General features: G+C 63.5%; 17 protein-coding genes. 10 read left to right on the forward strand and 7 right to left on the reverse strand.

Annotated elements, in window-relative coordinates; all coding sequences use genetic code 11:
* Nucleotides 1-171 precede the first annotated feature (171 nt).
* Nucleotides 172-933 carry an SDR family NAD(P)-dependent oxidoreductase gene (locus PCS43_RS03935; protein ID WP_042452547.1) on the forward strand — a complete coding sequence of 254 codons (762 nt, stop codon included), beginning with the start codon at nt 172-174 and terminating at the stop codon, nt 931-933.
* On the opposite strand, the gene PCS43_RS03940 is transcribed toward PCS43_RS03935, so the two are convergent.
* Nucleotides 915-1,052, reverse strand: coding sequence for a hypothetical protein (locus tag PCS43_RS03940; protein WP_003945592.1), 138 nt, complete (start codon nt 1,050-1,052; stop codon nt 915-917). The genes PCS43_RS03935 and PCS43_RS03940 overlap by 19 nt on opposite strands.
* A 219-nt stretch (nt 1,053-1,271) precedes the next feature.
* Here PCS43_RS03940 and PCS43_RS03945 point away from each other — a divergent pair, with 219 nt between their 5' ends.
* From PCS43_RS03945 to PCS43_RS03955, 3 genes are all read left to right on the forward strand, one after another.
* Entirely contained in the window at nt 1,272-2,216 is a 945-nt protein-coding gene (locus tag PCS43_RS03945) for an alpha/beta fold hydrolase (RefSeq protein WP_037132348.1), read from the forward strand.
* 262 nt (nt 2,217-2,478) lie between these two features.
* The gene (locus tag PCS43_RS03950; RefSeq protein ID WP_136471533.1) at nt 2,479-3,252 is read left to right on the forward strand and encodes a VOC family protein; all 774 of its coding nucleotides are present in this window, start codon (nt 2,479-2,481) and stop codon (nt 3,250-3,252) included.
* Nucleotides 3,253-3,387: 135 nt separating this feature from the next.
* Nucleotides 3,388-4,542 (forward strand): alkaline phosphatase family protein, encoded by a 1,155-nt coding sequence (locus tag PCS43_RS03955; protein ID WP_209911508.1) that lies wholly within the window; start codon nt 3,388-3,390, stop codon nt 4,540-4,542.
* Here PCS43_RS03955 and murJ read toward each other — a convergent pair.
* The 4 genes from murJ to PCS43_RS03975 all read right to left on the reverse strand — a co-directional run bounded on the left by murJ (nt 4,528) and on the right by PCS43_RS03975 (nt 9,311).
* Nucleotides 4,528-6,156: a murein biosynthesis integral membrane protein MurJ gene (gene murJ / locus PCS43_RS03960; protein ID WP_228232473.1), complete on the reverse strand. Its 1,629-nt coding sequence runs from the start codon at nt 6,154-6,156 to the stop codon at nt 4,528-4,530. The genes PCS43_RS03955 and murJ overlap by 15 nt on opposite strands.
* 97 nt (nt 6,157-6,253) lie before the next feature.
* Nucleotides 6,254-7,282 (reverse strand): beta-ketoacyl-ACP synthase III, encoded by a 1,029-nt coding sequence (locus PCS43_RS03965; protein ID WP_003945837.1) that lies wholly within the window; start codon nt 7,280-7,282, stop codon nt 6,254-6,256.
* Nucleotides 7,283-7,443: 161 nt separating this feature from the next.
* Nucleotides 7,444-8,085, reverse strand: coding sequence for a response regulator transcription factor (locus tag PCS43_RS03970; protein WP_042452561.1), 642 nt, complete (start codon nt 8,083-8,085; stop codon nt 7,444-7,446).
* The gene (locus PCS43_RS03975; RefSeq protein WP_179090776.1) at nt 8,073-9,311 is read right to left on the reverse strand and encodes a sensor histidine kinase; all 1,239 of its coding nucleotides are present in this window, start codon (nt 9,309-9,311) and stop codon (nt 8,073-8,075) included. The genes PCS43_RS03970 and PCS43_RS03975 overlap by 13 nt, the downstream gene beginning before the upstream one ends.
* Nucleotides 9,312-9,420: 109 nt before the next feature.
* Here PCS43_RS03975 and PCS43_RS03980 point away from each other — a divergent pair, with 109 nt between their 5' ends.
* The 4 genes from PCS43_RS03980 to PCS43_RS03995 all read left to right on the forward strand — a co-directional run bounded on the left by PCS43_RS03980 (nt 9,421) and on the right by PCS43_RS03995 (nt 15,265).
* Nucleotides 9,421-10,203, forward strand: coding sequence for an ABC transporter ATP-binding protein (locus PCS43_RS03980; RefSeq protein ID WP_047269551.1), 783 nt, complete (start codon nt 9,421-9,423; stop codon nt 10,201-10,203).
* Entirely contained in the window at nt 10,203-12,686 is a 2,484-nt protein-coding gene (locus PCS43_RS03985; RefSeq protein WP_076948600.1) for an FtsX-like permease family protein, read from the forward strand. Before PCS43_RS03980 ends, PCS43_RS03985 begins: the two co-directional genes overlap by 1 nt.
* A gap of 21 nt (nt 12,687-12,707) precedes the next feature.
* A complete protein-coding gene (locus tag PCS43_RS03990; protein ID WP_058039137.1) occupies nt 12,708-13,340 on the forward strand; it encodes a class I SAM-dependent methyltransferase in 633 nt (210 codons plus the stop codon).
* Nucleotides 13,341-13,429: 89 nt separating this feature from the next.
* Entirely contained in the window at nt 13,430-15,265 is a 1,836-nt protein-coding gene (locus PCS43_RS03995; RefSeq protein WP_007734578.1) for an acyl-CoA dehydrogenase, read from the forward strand.
* A gap of 85 nt (nt 15,266-15,350) precedes the next feature.
* Here the strand turns inward: PCS43_RS03995 and PCS43_RS04000 are convergent, their stop codons facing one another.
* Nucleotides 15,351-15,983, reverse strand: coding sequence for a hypothetical protein (locus PCS43_RS04000; RefSeq protein ID WP_230359540.1), 633 nt, complete (start codon nt 15,981-15,983; stop codon nt 15,351-15,353).
* Nucleotides 15,984-16,162: 179 nt separating this feature from the next.
* Here PCS43_RS04000 and PCS43_RS04005 point away from each other — a divergent pair, with 179 nt between their 5' ends.
* Nucleotides 16,163-16,885 carry an ATP-binding cassette domain-containing protein gene (locus PCS43_RS04005; protein WP_007734574.1) on the forward strand — a complete coding sequence of 241 codons (723 nt, stop codon included), beginning with the start codon at nt 16,163-16,165 and terminating at the stop codon, nt 16,883-16,885.
* 5 nt (nt 16,886-16,890) lie between these two features.
* Complete coding sequence (locus PCS43_RS04010) at nt 16,891-18,903, forward strand: YhgE/Pip domain-containing protein (protein ID WP_209911505.1); 2,013 nt, start codon at nt 16,891-16,893, stop codon at nt 18,901-18,903.
* Here PCS43_RS04010 and PCS43_RS04015 read toward each other — a convergent pair.
* On the reverse strand, nt 18,900-19,478 hold the full coding sequence (locus PCS43_RS04015; RefSeq protein WP_007734569.1) for a nucleotidyltransferase family protein: 579 nt from the start codon (nt 19,476-19,478) through the stop codon (nt 18,900-18,902). The two genes, PCS43_RS04010 and PCS43_RS04015, sit on opposite strands and share 4 nt — an antisense overlap.
* Nucleotides 19,479-19,519: the final 41 nt, after the last annotated feature.

Raw genomic sequence — 19,519 nt, forward strand, 5'->3', positions numbered from 1 at the left:
CTCGCGCCAGGTGTGTAACGGCGCTCACATTATCTGTAAGACGCCCGATTTTAAAAGTCGTACCACCAAGTGGGATGTAGATCACATCTCGCCCAGCAGGACGCCGAGACAAATATTGCACGGAGCGGACAACTATTCGACAACCGCTAAATGACGAGCAGGAGAACAGCAGTGGGCAAGTTGGATGGAAAAGTGGCCCTGATCACTGGCGCAGGGCAAGGCGTCGGCCAGGGAGTTGCGTTTGCGCTCGCCAAGGAGGGCGCTTCCGTCGCGGTCGCGGGCCGCACTGAGTCGAAACTCGTCGTCACATGTAACGAGATCGCCGAACGCGGAGGCCGTGCCGAACCGGTGCTCATGGATATCGCCGACGCGGATTCCATCACCGGAGCCGTGGCGCGAACGGTGGAACTGTTCGGCGGCGTCGACATTCTGATCAACAACGCCAGCCTCAACCCGCTCGGCAACGTCCTCGACCTCACTCCGGAGCGCCTTGCCGACGGATTGACGTCCGGCCCCGTCGCGACTCTGCGAACCATGCAAGCCTGTTACCCGTTCATGAAGGAGCGCGGCGGCGGGGCAATCATCAACATGGTCAGCTCAGTGGCCGTCCGCTGGGACGCTGCCGGCTACGGCGGCTACGCGGCCGTGAAGGAATCCGTCCGAGCCCTCAGTCGCGCGGCAGCATGCGAATGGGGCGTCGACGGGATCCGGGTCAACGCGGTTGCTCCCCACGCGTCGTCGCCGGGCCTGCAGCGGTGGGCAGATGCACGCCCGGAAGAGGCTGCCGCTTTTGTTGCCGGTATTCCGCTCCGCAGGATCGGAGACTGCGAGACGGACATCGGCACCGCGGTGGCTTTCCTGGTCGGCCCGGATGCCGCGTATCTGACTGGAGCAACAATTCCGCTCGACGGTGGTCAGTCGCGCTGGGGCTGAGAGCTGGCGTCGTCGAAGGCAAGCACCGCCGACTTGGCTTCGGCGATCGGGCGGCGGAAAACGAAACCGACCAGAACGGATGCCAAAACCAGCGCGGCCAGAACAATGAGCCCGACCATCCACCACATGGTTTTCAGTATGCCCGAACCGACCTCCGCCGGACGCGCGCCACGGCCGTCGGAAAGCGGCGACAGCCTCGAAAAGTGCTGAACACCAGTCAAATTCCGTTTTGCCCGTTTCCTGAGCTTCTTGAGAAGCCGTGATCGATGACACATATTCGGATCCCGAACCGGAACGAGTGCGTGACTACGACGACACCTCGGTGCATCCTGGCAGGTATGGAATCCGCTGTTTCGGCCCAACTCGTCGACGGAAGCACCCTCACACACCCGTGGGGCGGGACAAGCAACATCACCGATCTCGGCGGTGACGTTCACTGGATCGACTTCGGCGGTCCCAGCGGAGCGCCGCCCATCGTGCTCGTTCACGGTCTGGGCGGCTCGCACCTGAACTGGGTGCGGGTGGCACCGGCGCTGGCGGCGCGCACGCGCGTGTACGCACTTGACCTCGCCGGATTCGGACTCACCTCTGCCCGTGGGCGACACACCGGCGTCGATGCCAACACAGTACTTCTGAATCGCTTTCTCGACACAGTGGTGGGTGAGCCCGCCGTCCTGTTCGGCAATTCCATGGGCGGAATGGTCTCGGCAATGTCGACCCATGCCAGTCCCGAATCAGTCGCCGGCCTGGTCCTGGTGGATCCGGCGCTCCCCCTGCCCGTCCAACTTCCCGATCTGACCGTCGCCGCCCAATTCGCGCTCTACTCGATGCCGTACGTCGGTGAGCAGGTTCTCGGCTTCGGACGCCGAAAGATGTCAGACCGGCAGTTGGCCGCTCAGATGACCAGATTGTGTTTTGCCGATCCGACGCGAGCCGACCCCGCGGTCCTCGACGCGGGCGCTGCCTTGACGGCGATTCGCCGCAACGAACCTACCCAGGATGCCGAATTCCTTCAGGCAGCACGGTCACTGCTGATGACCCTCGCCCGTCCTGCCTCCTATCGAAAGACATTGCGAGAGATCACGACTCCGACGCTCCTGATGCACGGCGATCGCGATCGGCTTGTCCCGGTCGAGGCCGCACGGGCAGCCGCTGCTGCACATCCACACTGGACCACCATCATTCTCGGCGACACCGGCCACACCCCACAATTGGAGATTCCGGACGAGTTCACCCGTCATGCGCTCGCGTGGCTCGATCGCACGGGGCTGATCAGGAGCTGACACGTACCAACACTCCCCGGTGGAACGCCCTTGCCGATCGAGCAAGTGCCCCATCAACTTCGGAGTATCAAGAACGATTCGGCGGTCGTCTACGTTGGCAGGTCCGGCCCACCGGGGAACGCGAAACGGACACATACCCCAAAGCTCTCGAACCCTGGGAATGTGTCGGGGTACGCGCGTAGCGTGAGATTCAGGCCTTCCTCGGCCAAGCATTTCCGCCTCCCCTGCTTGTGTATCCGTTTCGGTTAAGGAGAGTTTTCAGATGCCCGCACGCACAGCGCTCGACGGAACACCCTGTTGGATCGACCTCACCAGCTCCGACACCGAGGTTGCCAAATCCTTCTACACCAACGTGTTCGGCTGGCAGGCTGGCACAAACGACGACCCGCAGTACGGCGGCTACGCGATCTTCAGCAAAGACGGGCAGCCCATCGCCGGGCTCGGACCCCAGCAGGAGGGAAACCCCTACGGCAACGTGTGGACCACCTACATCTCCTCGACTGATGCGGCAGCGTCGGCGTCCAAGGCCCAAGCCTCGGGCGGAATGATCATGATGCCGTCGATGCAGGTCGGTCCTCAGGGCAGCATGGCGATCGTGGGCGATCCGGCCGGTGCCGTCGTCGGCATCTGGCAGGCAGATCAGCACCACGGCTTCGGTTTGGTCGGCGAGGCCGGAGCGCCGGTCTGGCACGAGACCTTGTCCAAGAACTACGCCGCGGTCCTGCCGTTCTACACCGACGTGTTCGGCTGGACTTACGAGTCGATCGGTGACAGCGACGAGTTCCGGTACTCACAGGCCAAGCAGGGCGACACGGTCGTCGCCGGTTTGATGGATGCCAGCTCGTTCCTCCCGGCAGAGGCGCCGTCGTTCTGGCAGGTGTACTTCGGGGCGGACGACACCGATGCGGCCGTCGCCAAGGTCGTCGAATTCGGCGGCAGCGTCTTGCGCGATCCCGAGGACACGCCCTTCGGTCGTCTCGCGTCGGTGGCCGATCCACTAGGTGCCAAGTTCCAGATCTCCACGATCATGGAATGACTCTCCGCGCGGAGGCCGCACCGGTCCGCGGTCTCTGCGCGCTGATCATCTGGAAAGTCCGGATTTGACCGCACAGATTTGAACACTCGCCCAGAAGGTATGCAGTTTTCTGCGTCCAACGCCTAATCTCATGGGATGCCCGCCCCCGCCCCTCTCCTCGATGTGTACTCGCAGCCGACTCTGTCGACGCTTGCGCCGTCGGTACTCGCTTCTCTCGGAGTGAGCGGCGAAGCGAACCGTCTCGATCTACAGCCCAGCAAGAAGACCGTAATTCTGCTGGTAGACGGGATGGGCGCGAATTTGCTCGCCCGCAACGTCGAACATGCACCATTCCTGAATTCACTGATCGGAACGCCCATCCGGGCAGGCTTCCCCACGACGACGGCCACCAGCATCGTCTCACTGGGGACCGGTCTGCCTTCGGGAGCGCACGGCATCACCGGCTACCAGTCCTACGTCGAAGAAGCCGATTCGGTGTTCAACTGGCTGGGTTGGCACAGCGCGGGCAAGAAGGAATCTCAGACCGACTCCATCGTCCCGGAGACCCTGCAGCCGCAGGCAACGACGTTCGATCGCGCCGCCGCAGCCGGCATCACCGTTACAACCGTCGTACCGTCGAAGTTCGACGGCAGCGGCCTCACCCGTGCCGGGATGCGCGGTGCCCAGTTCGCCGGAATCCAGGCATACGGAGACCTCCTCGCTCGCACCGTGGCGGCGTCGAAATCTGCCGACCGCACGTTCACGTACTGCTACATCAGCGAGATCGATGCACTCGGCCACGTCTACGGACCCGAGTCCGAGCCGTGGATTTTCCAACTGATGCTGGTCGATCGACTGGTCGAGCAACTCGCCGCGGCTCTCGGTCCGGACGTGAGATTGCTGGTGACGGCAGACCACGGAATGGTCGACGTGTCGGACGAGAACAAGATCGACTTCGACAACACTCCGATTCTGTCCAAAGATGTACTCGCTCTTGCCGGTGAACCTAGATGTCGTCACATCCACACCCGAGAAGGCGCTGCACAAGATGTTGCGGACCGCTGGCGCGCCGAACTGGGTGACCGCATGTGGATCGGAACGAGGTCCGAGGGCATAGTCGCAGGATTGTTCGGGTCTGCAGTGCATTCCGAGTATCACGGCCGGATCGGTGACGTCATCGCCATTGCATCCGGGGACGTGGCCGTCGTACGTCGATCTGTCGAATCGGGACTGTCCGGACTCCGTGGACAGCACGGCGCCCTCACTCCGGACGAACTGCTGGTACCGCTCTTGTCCTCAGGACAGCAGTAGGGTTCGCGCCCGGCGAATCTCGGGAACACCGACGACCTTGCATGCACCCAACAGGACGACGGCACCGACGGCCGCACCCGCCGACAATGAAATAACAGCAGCAAGCCTGGGCTCGGGAACTCGGTTCTGAACCGCCACCACCAAAGCGAGCGCACAACCACCTGCCAGAATTGCCGCCGCCGAAATCCTTCCGACGGTGGCCTGCACGCGACGGAATCCCAACAGCCCGTATCGCTTTCGAAGAAGGATGTGGCCGAGTACCGCTCCACACACGTAGGAGAACGAGCCGGCGGCACAGACGGCCAGGACCAGCCTTTCGTCACTCGCCGACAGTGACGCAAGAAGGACGAGCGCAGTCTTGGCGACCACCATCACCAGGGCGATCACCGCGGGAGTTCGGGTGTTGTTGTCGGCGTAGAACACTCGCAGCTGAAGCATGACCATCGCAAAGGGCACCAGCCCGAATGCACTGACCGCAACGGCCGTCCCGATCAACCGGGCACTGCTGCCGTCGACCCGGCCGAAGAAGATCAAGGTGGTCAACGAGGGACCGAACACCATGAGCGCCACAGTCACCGGGATCAGCGCCACCACAGAATACCGGGCTCCCCGGCCGAGATCGGATACGACGCCGACGTCGTCACCCGCAGCAACCGACCTGGCGATCCGCGGCATCAGCACCGTCAACAACGACACACCGAGAATGCCGTACGCCACTTGAAACAGCAGATCCGCGTGCGTGTACATCGAGTAGACGTGACGGGAGAGAGTGACCTTCATCGTCACCCACACACCGATCTGGCCGGCAACGACGTACACAAGTACCCAGCCGAGCAACGGCGCCCCGACGCGCACCGGTCGCCAGGTGTGCGGTACGACGCGCACGCGAAGGCGCCACCGAAACCCGTTGCGGTGCAGCGCTCGAGCAACGACGGCGGTTTGCGCCACGATCCCGAGCAGAGTGCCGATACCGATCACCAGAACCTGCGCGGTGGTCATCGACTCGGGAGTCAGAGCCACCGGTCCCGGGATACACAGGAAGACCGCGACCGTCACCAGAAGGACGACGTTGTTGATCACCGGTGCCCAGGCCGGCGCGCCGAATACCGATCGAACGCTGAGCACAGCCGTCATCATCGCCGTGACGCCGTAGAAGAAGATCTCCGGAAGAAGCAAGTACGCGAAGAGCGTCGTCAGCTCTCGTTGAGCCGGATCATCGATCACGGCCGAGACCAGAGGCGGCGCGCACACCACGGCCACTACCGTCACGAGCGCAAGAGCCAGCGCTCCGACGGTGAGAACGCGCTGCGTCTGCTCTCGTTCGAGCGTCCGCCCACGGCTCCGTTGCCGCGTCAGATACGGAAGCAGGACGCTGGCGAGAATCCCGCCGAGGAGGAGCTGATAGACCATGTTCGGGAAGCTGTTGGCCGCGTTGTACGCATCACTGACCAGGGCGATGCCCAGGACCGCGGCAAGGGCAAGGGTGCGGACGAAGCCGGTGATCCGACTGACCGTGCTGGCGAGCGCCACTTGCCCGCCCATCTTCGCCAAGCTGCCGCCCGTCACACCATTACGTTCGGACTCCCGTTCGGACTCCCCCACGTTCTCGACCATCTCGCCAGAGTGCCACATCGCAGACGTTCGACGATCCGGACGGAAACGGAAGGGCGCCCCGAACCGTGGGTTCGAGGCGCCCTTCCGTAAGGAACAATCAGGCGGATTCCGCTCCAGCCAACGGCGGCATGACGACAACCTGACCGGCGAAGGACAGACCCGCACCGAAGGCGAGAAGCAATGCCTTGTCGCCCGGCTTGCACTGGCCGTCGCGCAGCATCTGCTCCATGGCGAGCGGGATCGAGGCCGCGGACGTGTTGCCCGTCTCGGCGATGTCGTTGGAGACGGGGAAGCCCTCGGGCAGCTTCATGCTGCGAGCGATGACCTCGTTGATGCGCTGGTTTGCCTGGTGCGGCACAAAAGCGTCGATGTCCTCGATACCCAGCCCCGACTTCTCCAGGGTGCGAGTGGCGACCTTGCCCATCTCGAAGGCAGCCCAGCGGAACACCGCGGTACCGGCCATCTTGATCCACGGACGAGGTCCGGTCGGGTTCTTGGTGTAGTCGAGCCAGCTCGGCTCCTGAACGATGGCGTCGGACTGGCTGCCGTCCGAACCCCACTCGACCGGGCCGATTCCGACGGTGTCGCTCGGGCCGACGACAACTGCGCCTGCGCCGTCACCGAAGATGAAGCGAACGCTGCGATCGGTGGGCTCGGTGGCCTCGCTCATCAACTCGACGCCGACGACGAGTACGTGATCAACCGTGCCGCCGCGAACCAGGTCGCTGGCCACCGCAAGGGCGGTACAGAAACCGGCGCAGCCTGCCGCGACGTCGAATGCAGCCGGACCCTTGATGCCGAGCTCGTGGGCGACGATGGACGCAGCCTGAGGAGTCTGCAGGTCCCACGTCGACGTCGCGATGATCACGGCGCCGATCTGCTCAGGGGCAATGCCGCTGACGTCCAGTGCTTTACGCGCCGCGCTGATCGACATCGCGAGGATGCCTTCACCTTCGCCGGAGAACCGGCGCGACTTGATACCCGATCGCGTCTGGATCCACTCGTCGGTGGAATCGATCAGCTCGCAGATCTCGTCGTTGGTCACGACTCGCTCCGGGCGGTGAACGCCGAGCCCGAGAAGGACGGACTGCCGACCTCCGGCCACACTGGCAATCGGCTTACCCATTGATCGATCTCCTCGTTGGTTTCTGGTGATGACGCGCATTCGACATCACACGTTACGTACAGGACATAAGCCCCTGCCTCTCAGGTCACCGTTCGATCACGGCAACAACATGAGGCTGGCTCACATTACGCTTCGGTCAGGTATGTAGTCCAGATCCATGATCAGGCGCGCAAATGAGCTAGAACTGCCAAAACACGACGATGCCCGCTTTCGGAAGCCGACAGGCCGAGTTTTGCGAAGATATTTCCTATGTGCTTGCTCACAGCGGTGTCGCTGACGACCAGTTTCCTGGCGATTTCCTGATTTCCCAACCCCTCCGCCATCAGTCCGAGAACTTCGGACTCGCGTGGAGTCAGCGATCTGATCGGATCGTCGGCGCGTCGACGGCTCATCAATTGGGATACGACCTCGGGATCCATCACGGTTCCACCGTCGACGACCCGGTTCAATGCGTCGACGAACTCGGCTACCTTCCCGACTCGTTCCTTGAGCAGGTACCCGACCCCGCCGGCGCCTCCTGCCAACAATTCACCGGCGTAGCGATCCTCGACGTAAGCGGAAAGGACCAGGACGGGAAAGCCCGGGCGAAGCTTGCGCACCTCGATCGCCGCTCGAAGTCCCTCGTTGGTGAAAGTAGGAGGCATCCGGACGTCGAGCACCGCGGCGTCGGGGGTTGTCTCCTCGAACACCGTGAGGAACTGTGCGGCGTCGGAGACGGCAGACACCTCGAAGCCCTCTCCACGGAGCAGCAGGGCCAGCCCCTCTCGCAGGAGAGCGTCGTCCTCGGCAATCAGAATCCGCACGGTAGTTCCACCCTCATCGTTGTCGGTCCACCCTCCGGGCTCTCCAATACTGCGGTTCCTTCGAAAGCCTCGACCCGGCGTCGAATACCCGCCACGCCGCCGCCCGGGCGTTCGTTCGCGCCGCCGTGACCGTCGTCGATCACGTCGATGAGCATCGTCTCACCCGACGAGTCGTCCGACGTCTCCGTCCGTGCCGTGACGGTGACCCTGCGGGCTCCGCTGTGTTTTGCGACGTTGGTCAAGGCCTCGGCGACGACGAAGTACGCAGCAGCCTCGACGGCAGCCGGGGCACGGCGGAGCTCGTCGATCTCGAGTACGCAGGGCACGGCGGAGCGCCCGGCGAGCGCCGAGATCGCGCCCTCCAGACCCAACTCGTCGAGGATCGGCGGGTAGATGTCGTGCACCAACGTCCGGAGTTCGCTCAACGCCTCGGTGGCCGCATCCTGGGCCCGATGCAGTTGTGGCAGAGCCTGGTCCGGATTGTTCTGCAACGACCGCTCGGCCATCCCCAACATCATCACCACCGCGACCAGACGGTTCTGCGCTCCGTCGTGCAGATCCCGCTCGATGCGCTTGAGTTCGGCCGAATGCGCGTCGAGCGCCGCAGCGCGGCTGGCCGTCAGGGCGGTGACGCGCTTCGAGAGGTCCGAACGCGTATCCGGCGCAAGCAAAGTCGTGGTCGACCAGCTGATCCATTTCGCCATCGCGGGGATCAACCACCACGCGATCAGGAAGTACAGGATGCCGATCAACGGCATTCCGGCAGCGCCCAGCCACGACGTCACGGGGTACGGGTTGTTGACGGGTTCGCCCGCGGGCATCTGCTGCCAGTACAGCGGGACGGCAATCGCATTGAGCGCACCGAGTGGCAGAGCAATGGTCAGCATCGCCGCGACGAAAGCACCCAGACCATGAATCGACAACCAGGCCGCGTCGCGCCTCGTCGACTGATCGGTGAGGAACCGGCTCCAGTCCCCGAATGTCGGATTGCTGGGCATCGGTGGGTATCGCTGCAGAACAGGGCGTCCGGTGTACGCAGCGGTGCGTTTGCGAGCCAGGCCGGCCCACCACCGGAGCACTCGCACGTACGACGGCAACAGCAACCAGCCGACGATCAGAATCGAGAGCGACAACAGAATGAGACCGACCATCAGCAAGAACAGGGAAACAACAGCTGCCGCACCCTCGACGAGCACGTACACCGCAGCCCTGGTTCTCTTCTTCACTGCCCCAGCATGCCGCACCACACCGCACGATCCACTACAGCTGGCTACACCATTGATTCGGGACTCTGCTGGATGTCGACGAATGCCGAATCTCCATAGCGTTCTTCCCATGAAGAATCGACACTCGGTCCTCGCCTCGCCGGCCCCTGGTGCCACGGGAGCTCGAACATCTGCCGTGCGACTAGAAGGGGTCAGCAAGGTCTACGGCAACGGCCGCGGCGCCGTGACCGCCCTCGACAACGTCAGCCTCACTCTGCCGCGCAGCACCTTCACCGCAGTGATGGGCCCGTCCGGCTCGGGCAAGAGCACTTTCCTGCACTGCGCCGCCGGGCTCGACCGACCGAGCGGCGGATCGGTGTGGCTGGGCGATACCGAAATTTCACAGCTGAAGCCGAAGGCCCGCAGCATCTTCCGTCGCGATCACATCGGTTTCGTCTTCCAGGCCTACAACCTGCTCGGCGCTCTCGACGTCGAGCAGAACGTCACGCTCCCCCTACTCCTCGCCGGGCGACGAGCCGACAAGCAGTACCTGACCTTCGTCCTCGAATCCGTCGGACTCGGATCACACCGAAAGCGCAAACCCTCCGAGTTGTCCGGCGGTCAGCAGCAACGCGTCGCCATCGCACGCGCCCTCGTCACCCACCCCGACGCACTCTTTGCCGACGAACCGACCGGCGCCCTCGACTCCCGTAGCGCCAAGCAGGTTCTGGAGTTGTTGCGCCGGACAGCCGCCGAGTTCGACCAGACCATCGTCATGGTCACGCACGACCCGGTGGCCGCGTCGTACGCCGATCGTGTGCTGTTCCTCGCCGACGGGAAACTTGTCGGGCACATCGACCGCCCGACCCCGCAGCAGATCGCCGAGCGCATGACGCACCTCGGGGACTGGTGATGATGAAAGCGCACACCTTTGCGCACCTGAAAGCGCATCGCTCCGGTTTCGTCGCCGTGTTCGTCTCCGTATTCTGTGCAGCGCTCCTCACCTGCGGTCTGGGTGTGCTGCTGGAATCGGGAGTGCGGGGCGGTGTCTCACCACATCTCTACGCCGGTGCCGACGCCGTCGTGAGTGCACCACAGGCGCTCGAGGTCAAGGAAGACGCCGATCAGCCTTTTGCCGAGCGAGTTCTCCTCGACGACGATACGGTCCGCAAGCTCGACACACTCGATGTCACGGTGGTTCCCGACATCTCCGTCCCGGTCAGCACGGCCGAGGGCGTCGTACTCGATGCACATCCTTGGAACACAGCACAATTGGCGCCGTACTCGCTCACCGAGGGGCGCGCTCCGCAGAGCCGCGACGAGGTGGTCTCGACCACGGGCGCCGCGCTCGGCGAGCGAATCACGCTGGCTCACGGCGCGGTAACGGACGAGTACACCGTCGTCGGCACAGCTGATTCGGCTTCGGTGCCGTCACCCGACCGTCCGGCACTCGTCTTCCTCGACGACGCAGAGGCCGAACGGTTGTGGCCGCACCAGAACGCTGTCACCGCAGTCGGATTGATCGCTCCCGAAGGCGTGGATGCTGCCGCTCTCGCCCGCGATGCACTCGCCGGAACCGGTGCGGAGGTCTCGACCGGCACTGCACGCGGAGGCATCGAATTCCTCGACGCCGGTGCTGCGCGGACGCAGTTGATCGTGCTCTGCGCGTCGTTTGCCGGTCTCGCGTTGATGGTCAGTATGTTCGTCGTTTCCAGCACGCTGTCGCTCTCGATCAACGCCAGGCGCCGAGAGTTCGCTCTGTTGCGGGCAATCGGGGCCACCACGCGGCAAGTGCACGTCATGATCGGACGTGAAGTGCTGCTCGTTGCTGCTGCGGCGGCAGCTCTCGGCGCGGTGCCCGGATACCTGCTCGCCCGAGTGCTGGGCGCACAGTTCGCCGACGCCGGGGTCATGCCCACCGATTTCGCGCTGGCCTACAGCCCGCTTCCGGCGATCGCAGCTTTCCTGATCTGCGTACTCACTGCCCGCGCGGCAGCGGCGATCGCGGCACGACGACCGGCGAAGCTCGACCCCGTCGAAGCGCTTCGCGAATCCGAAAGCGGCCCGGCGAAACTGAGCCGCGGACGCATCGTCACCGGGCTGATCTTCGGCGCCGCCGGCCTCAGCGCCTGCGTCCTCCCTGCTTTCCTGCCCGGCAGCGTGGCGGCCGCTGGAGCCGGTTCGAGCGCACTGTTGTTGATCTTCTCGGTCGCGCTGCTCGGCCCCTTGTTGGTGCGCGGCATCATCAAGGTGATCGGCGGTCCGCTGCGCCGCAGTGGGTCGGCGTCCAAAGTTCTCGCTGCCGCCAACGCCGAATCCAATTCGAGACGGCTCTCGTCGGCGGTTGTTCCGTTGGCTCTCGCAATCGCGCTCGGCTCGGTGCAGTTCTTCAGCCAGAGCACCGTCGCCGCCGAGGCGACCAACCAGTCGATCAAGGGCGTCACCGCCGACCTGATCGTCGGCGCACCAGCCGGTATCGCTCCCTCGCTCCTCGAGTCGATCGCATCGGTGCCCGGAGTGAGTGCGGCAAACCCGGTGGTCCGCAGTCAAGTCCTCCCGGTACCCAGCGGTGAGGAAGGCGGCTCAGCCGACAGCGCGATCGCGGCCCAGGGCATCGACGCCGCCAGCGCCGACGCGACCCTCGATCTCGCGGTGACCGAGGGCGACCTCAGCGCTCTGACCGGCGATACCGTTGCCGTGAGCGAAGACGGCGCCTTCACCCTCGGAGCCAAGGTAGGCCAGCGCGTCGACCTCTATCTGGGTGACGGAACACTGGTACATCCCATGGTCGTCGCAAAATATGGTCGCGGCCTCGGATTCGGGGACGTGACCATGCCGATCGAGACTTTGCGTCAGCACTCCACCGACGCTCTGATCGACACCGTTCTGGTTGCTGCCGAACCCGGACGGTCGGCCGAAGTCCAGCAGTCGTTGCGCTCGTTCCCCTCGATCGCCGCGATGAACCAGGACCAGTTCGGGGCCGCGGGCGAAGATCAGCGTCGTATGCAGTCGTGGGTCAGCATCCTCGCCGTCCTCGTCCTGCTCGGCTATCTCGCAGTCGCAGTCGTGAACACCCTGGTCGCCGCCACTGCCGAGCGTTCCCGCGAGTTCGCGCTCCTTCAACTGGTGGGCTCGCGGACGAGGCAGGTCCGAGCAATGATGCGCATCGAGTCGTTGATGGTGGTGGGAATCGCCATCGTGGTCGGATCACTGATCGCCCTGCCGCCTCTGATGGGCATTGCCGTAGCGGTGTCCGGGCAGCCGATCCCGGCGATTTCACCGGCGATCTACGGTTCCATCGTCGCGGTGACCGCTGTTCTGGGATTTGTCTCCATCGCGATCCCGACGCGCGCCGCTCTACGCAAGAACCCGATGGACGGAGTGCGTAACCACTGAGTGGCACTACCGTCGTCATCTATGGATGCGGCGGCCTGGGACAAGAAGTACGAAGAAACCGAGCTCGTCTGGGGCGCTCCTCCCAACGAATTGCTGGTGGAATACGCGACGGCCCTCCCCCACGGCCAGGCACTGGACCTGGCGTGCGGCGAGGGCCGTAACGCGTTGTGGCTCGCGACTCGCGGTTGGGAGGTCACCGGCATCGACTACTCGGCCGTCGCGATCGAGAAAGCCCGCACGATCGCGGCCCGCTCACCCCGATCGGTTCTCGACCGGCTCGACTACCGATGCGGCGACGTCACCGTCGCGGATTACGCCTCGAGGAACGAGCAGGGATACGACTTGGCCCTGCTTCTTTACCTTCATCTGCCCGCACCACAACGCACCCTGGTTGTGAACCGTGCCATAAATTCTCTGAAACCTGACGGAATCCTCATGATTTTGGGTCACGACCGAAGCAACATCGACTACGGCGTCGGCGGGCCGCAAGATCCCGAAATCCTTTACACACCAGAAGAATTGATGCAGGAGTTCCGCGGAAAGCTCGAGTTCGAGATCGCCGGAAATCCTCACAGGCACACCGAAACGGGAATCGCGGTCGACGCGCTTGTCATCGGACGCAAATCCGGTGTTGGCAATGCAAAGAACGGCTAGTAACATGTATTAAGTTACCGACGAGTAATAAACTTCGGGCGGTACTAGGAGTGCTGGACCGCACCACCTCACTGGGAGAAGCAGAAGACATGGGCCATTACAAGAGCAACGTTCGGGACCTGGAGTTCAACCTCTTCGAGGTTCTCGGACTGGAGAAGCCACTGAGCGAAGGCGCTTGGGGCGACCTGGATGCCGACACTGTCCGCAACATGCTGGCAGAGGTCGCACGCCTGGCCGAGGGACCGCTTGGCGAATCTTTCGCCGATGCGGACCGCAATCCCCCTGTCTTCGATCCCGAGACGCACACCGTTGCACTTCCGGAATCCTTCAAGAAGTCGTTCAAGGCTCTGTGGGATGCCGAGTGGTACCGCATGGGATTGAGCGAAGAGGTCGGCGGCGTGCCGGTTCCCCGATCCGTCGTGTGGGCCATCGGTGAGCTGATCCTGGGCGCACAGCCTGCAGCGCACATGTACCAGGCCGGACCCGCCTTCGCGGACGTGCTGTTCAACAACGGCACCGAAGAGCAGAAGAAGTGGGCAGCCACCATCGTCGAACGCGGATGGGGCGCCACGATGGTCCTCACCGAGCCCGACGCCGGCTCCGACGTCGGTGCCGGACGCACCAAGGCGATCAAGCAGGACGACGGCTCCTGGCACATCGAGGGCGTCAAGCGCTTCATCACCTCGGCCGACTCGGACGACCTGTTCGAGAACATCTTCCACCTCGTTCTCGCTCGCCCCGAAGGCGCCGGACCGGGCACCAAGGGCCTGAGCCTGTTCTTCGTCCCGAAGACGCACTTCAACTTCGAGACCGAAGAGTTCGGCGAGCGTAACGGTGTCTTCGTCACCAACGTCGAGCACAAGATGGGCCTGAAGGTCTCCGCCACGTGTGAGGTCACCTTCGGCGGCCACGGCATCCCCGCACAGGGCTGGCTGGTCGGCGAGGTCCACAACGGCATCGCCCAGATGTTCGACGTCATCGAGCACGCTCGAATGATGGTCGGCACCAAGGCAATCGCCACCCTCTCCACCGGTTACCTCAACGCTCTCGATTACGCCAAGCAGCGCGTGCAGGGCGCAGACCTGACCCAGATGACCAACAAGGCAGCACCGCGCGTGACCATCACGCACCACCCCGACGTGCGTCGTAGCCTGGCAATGCAGAAGGCATACGCCGAAGGCCTGCGCGCGGTGTACCTCTACACCGCAGCTCACCAGGACGAGGTTGTCGCCCAGCTCGTCTCGGGCGCAGACAAGGACACCGCGTTCCGCGTCAACGACCTGCTGCTCCCGATCGTCAAGGGCGTCGGCTCCGAGCGTGCGTACCAGTACCTGACGGACAGCCTGCAGACCCTCGGTGGCTCCGGCTTCCTGCAGGACTACCCGATCGAGCAGTACATCCGCGACTCCAAGATCGACTCGCTGTACGAAGGCACGACGGCCATCCAGGCTCAGGACTTCTTCTTCCGCAAGATCGCTCGTGACCGCGGCGTCGCGCTCGCTCACGTTGCCGGACAGATCAAGACCTTCATCGACAGCGAAGCCGGCAACGGTCGTCTGAAGGCGGAGCGCGCACTGCTCGCCACCGCACTCGAAGACGTCCAGGCCATGGCCGCCACGCTCACCGGCTTCCTCATGGGAGCTCAGGAGCAGCCCACCGAGCTGTACAAGGTCGGCCTCGGCTCCGTCCGCTTCCTGATGTCCGTCGGCGACCTGCTCATCGGCTGGCAGCTGCTCCGCCAGTCCGAGATCGCTCTCGCAGCACTCGACAACGGCGCTTCCGACAAGGACAAGGGCTTCTACGAGGGCAAGGTCGCCATCGCTTCCTTCTTCGCCAAGAACGTCCTGCCCGAGCTCACCGCTTCACGCGAGATCATCGCGAACACCGAGAACGACATCATGGAGATCGACGAAGCCGCATTCTGATTCGTTCCTGATTCATGAAAAGTGCCGGTCCCGAGAACGTTTCGGGGCCGGCATTTTCATGCTCAGCAGTCCATGGAATCCGAGGTCATCTGCGCTCGACGGTCGGACAACTGATCTGTGCGGACAGTACGGACGTCGTCGGTTGTTCGCCGGGCCGTGCCGCCCTTCCCACCAGGGAAAGCGCCACGCGCCTGCGGTCCGGAGAACTGACGATTTCGATGGACTTGTCGTCACCGCCCCCGAAGGACACGAACTGTCCGCTCTGATCCGAGAACTTCATGATCGCCGACCCGTGCTGACCTGGTTCCGGTTTTTCGTTCACGTAGACCTGCAACTGGAAATCACGTCCCGGATACTCGCCGCCGCCGTCGTACTCGTAAAAGGAACTGGTGTGCACCTCGTAGGCCCACTGGCGGTGACCGGCGGGCAGCGAATCCGCCCAGTTGTGCTCGAAACACGTGACGGATCCGGGCAGCGAGACATTGGCTGCGCCGCTCCACCCACCGGACAGGGTGATGGCTCCGTACGGCGCTGCTTCGGACTCGTGCCGATCGGAAGGCAAGGGCGGAACGGTCACGGGTCCGACATTGCGACCGGTGAACTCGAAAAGCCTCTCGCTCGACACGAACGGGGGCGACTCGCGCTCACCGGCACAGGAGACAACCGACAGGGTGGCCATGACCAGTAACGCACACATACCGCGTCTACGAACCGGCACCTCGACTCCCCCGTTCCGTTTCCAACAGAATACATACCGTTCGGTCTTCAAGTTGTCGAACGTGTCCGACACATCCCATTCATGGGACCGCTCGCCCGCTACCGATGTGATTGGGTGAGCACGAACGTCCACTGAACCAGCACTCGGTTCTTTCGCAGGCCGAGTAGATCAACAGACAGGTGATCATCGTGGTCGCACCAGAGCACGCACAACCCGATTACGCCCCTGACCTGGCATTGACCGCCACGGACTTGGCGCTCGACGGCCCATGGGGGCCGGTGTTCGGACCCGTCAATCTCGAGATTCGTGCGGGCGGTGTGACCATCCTCGAAGGCTCGGCCGGTTCAGGACGTACGTCCTTACTTCTGACACTCAGCGGACGAATGAAAGCCAGTTCCGGCTCACTGTCCGTCTTCGGTCGAACGCGTCCCCGCGAGATCTTCGAGATCGCCGGGGTCGCCGGGTTCGAGGACATCGACGAGCTTGCCGAATCCGTCACCGTCCGCGATCTGATCACCGAACAAATTCGCTGGGATGCGCCCTGGTACAAGCTCATCGGACGCGCCGGAGACCGCGAACTCGAAGCGGTGTGCGCTCCCGTCTTCGGCGATCATCCGTTACCTGCGCTCGGCCGGTACGTCAGCGATCTCGGGGAACTCGAGGCGATCCTGCTGCGTATCGCCGTCGCGAACACGAAAAAGCCGGCCCTGCTTGTCGTCGACGATCTCGAACAAGTGCGGCGCGACTCCGAACGTGCGTACCTCGTCGAGCGACTCGTCGAGATGGGGAGCTACCAGACCATCATCGCGTCGACTGTCAACCCGCTGCCAGACGGATCACCCATCGATGCCGTCACCCTGCTGCAAGAAGTCACCAATCCCGACCAAGAAGGGGCGAGGTAACCGCGATGCTCGCTGGAATGTCTCTCGGAACCGAACTCAAGCGGTTCTCCCGCGGCGCGATGCCCAGGATCGCACTCGTCACCATCATCTTGATGCCACTGCTGTACGGCGCGATGTACCTGTGGGCGTTCTGGAATCCGTTCGGTGAGGTCAACAAGGTCCCCGTCGCGCTGGTCAACACCGACCGCGGCGCGATGGTGAAGGGTCAGGAGCTCAACGCGGGCGACGAGGTAAGCCAAGCGCTGCTCGATTCCGGTGAGCTCGATCTCCACCTGGTCTCGCAGCAGGAAGCCGCTCAGGGAGTCTCGGACGGCACGTACTACTTCTCTCTCACATTGCCTGAGAATTTCAGCGAGGCCGTCGCCTCCCCGACGACCAAGGACCCCCACAAAGCTCAGTTGCAGTTCACCTTCAACGACGTCAACAACTACCTCGGCACCATCATCGGCCAAAACGCCGCCCAGCAGGTCCTCAGTCAGGTCAGCGACAAGATCGGCGCGCAGTCCGTCGAGACAGTTCTGGTCGGATTGACCGATGCGGGTGCTGGTTTGAAGCAGGCCGCCGACGGAGCGCTCCAGCTCTCGGCCGGAGTGAACACTGCCAACGCCGGAGCCGGCGAATTGGCGTCGGGCTCGAAAACTCTGGCCGACAACATGGTTACCGCACGTGACGGTGCAGCCACTCTTGCCGGCGGTACAGCGCAACTCTCGACTGGCATCAACACCGCCACGGACGGCGTCCTCGCACTGACCGACGGTCTGGGGCAGCTCGATCTCGGAGCCGTCCAACTTGGCGACGGCGCAAGCCAACTCAGTGGTGGCGTCACCCAGGTCGTCGACCAACTGAGTGTCCTCGGGAACACACAAGCAGACGTCGCACAGCTGGTCGGGCAGGCAGTGGCCAGCCTTCGACTTAACCCGGATCCCGTCAGCCAACAGATCGCCAATGCCCTCGCGCCTGCCCAGGACATACTGCGCACTCAGGGTTTCGGTGAAGCGACCATGGGCCAACTAGGCGAACTCAAGAGCGGTGCACAACAACTCGCCTACCAACTCGACGATCCGTCGAGCACCTTCCGAGCCGGGCTCAGCGCCGCGGCCAACGGCGGTGGTGAACTCCGCAACGGCCTGGTACAGCTGCGTGACGGCGGTCAGCAAGTCAACGACGGCGCTCAAACCCTCAGTAGTGGACTGGTTCAACTCACCGACGGAAGCGTTCAACTCTCCGATGGTGCAGCCAAACTCGCAGACGGCACCGAGCAACTCCGTGCCGGGTCTGCCGAACTCGCGACCAAACTCACCGAGGGCGCCGGTCAGGTCCCCAGTTGGAGCGATCAGCAGCGAACCGCAACCGCTCAAACCCTCTCCAGCCCGGTCGAACTACAGGAGACGTACGAGAACCGGGCAAGCACGTTCGGTACCGGTTTTGCTCCGTTCTTCCTGCCCCTCGCGCTGTTCGTGGGCGGCATCATCACCTGGATGCTGCTCAAGCCGCTCCAGAACCGGCCCATCGCAAACGGACTCGGCGCGCTGCGAGTGGTCCTCGCCTCGTACTGGCCGGCATTGCTCATCGGCATCTGCCAGGTGATCGTGATGTACCTGGTCGTGCACTTCGCCGTCGGCCTGCACCCCACACACGCCCTCGGCACCGTCGGATTCCTGATGCTCATCACTGCCACGTACATGGCGTTGATCCAGGCATTCAACGCCATCTTCGGAGTCTCCGTCGGACGCGTCATCACCCTGGCGTTCCTGATGCTGCAACTGGTTTCGGCCGGCGGCATCTATCCCGTCGAAACCACCGCGAAACCGTTCCAGATCATCCACCCCTTCGACCCGATGACCTACGCGGTGAACGGGCTACGACAGCTCACCGTCGGCGGTATCGACTCGAGACTGTGGGTCTCGATCGCCGTCCTCGGCGGCCTTCTCGTCGCCTCACTCGGCGCCAGTTCACTTGCTGCACGCCGAAATCGGCAATGGACCATGGACAGGCTGCATCCGCCGATCGAAGTCTAGGCGAGGGTCTCCGGCCAAGGCTCCACGGTCAGCGCAGGCCATTCCCTGCGCCACCGTGCTGCCTTGGCCTCGTAAACCTCTCTCGGCGCCAGCACCGGGTTGGGGCGGACGATCATGTCGAAAAGATCGTCGTATCCATGCGGGGCATACACGTCCAAGGTCCCATCCGATCCCTTGGTGATCCCGAAACAGCAAGTTGTGGAAGCGAAGTGGTCGACAGCGTCGCGGCAACTGGTGAACGGAACGCCGGGAATCCCGAAATGCTGCTCGTACCACAGGTGCACGCGGGCTTCGTTGCGTACTTCGACATCGGCATCCACATCGGCGAACAGTTCTGCCGCCGAACGAATCACACGGTCCTCCGCGTCGTAGCTCAGATCGCCGGCGTCGAAGTAGAACAGGTCGTAGTCCTTGATTCCGGCGCCGAGATCACGGCCGTCGATGTGATTCCAGACGGTTTGGAAGAGCCCACCCGCCGTCAGGTACCACTCCGGCAATCCCAGCTTCGGCGCACGATCCACGATCGTTGCGACCACCGGATTGGCCAGGGCGATCTCGAGAAATCGTTCACGCATGCTCTTCAGCCTCTCATATGACAAGCAAACTTGACATCTAG

The organism is Rhodococcus sp. C-2, from assembly GCF_027854095.1.
GTDB lineage: Bacteria > Actinomycetota > Actinomycetes > Mycobacteriales > Mycobacteriaceae > Rhodococcus_F > Rhodococcus_F qingshengii.